This window comes from Comamonas sp. A7-5 (assembly GCF_039581385.1).
GTDB lineage: Bacteria > Pseudomonadota > Gammaproteobacteria > Burkholderiales > Burkholderiaceae_C > Comamonas > Comamonas thiooxydans.
In genome coordinates this window covers 1-216 of the sequence record NZ_JBCPWO010000080.1, presented here as the reverse complement: position 1 = coordinate 216, position 216 = coordinate 1, and the positions used below count along the sequence as shown (strand labels likewise).

The window sequence follows — 216 nt, the reverse complement described above, 5'->3', positions numbered from 1 at the left end:
GCTCCTCTTCCGTGGGGGCGCAACAGAATCAGTCGGTCACCATTGTCAATCCGGTCGTTGCCCCGGCGGAAAGTCGATCTGTATCCACGATGGACAGCAGATCCACTTCAACCTCCGATCAAAACATCACAACGAACGGCACGACCACCCAGAACCTGAACAGCACTGTGTCCGGGACGTCCAAGAACATTGTGGAGTACACAGGTACTTACACCA

Annotated in this window: 1 pseudogene; it reads left to right on the top strand. The window is 54.6% G+C overall.

The annotated features are described in order from the left end of the window. Nucleotides 1-216 (top strand): annotated as a pseudogene (locus AAIL67_RS24845) (hypothetical protein); the annotation flags it as partial.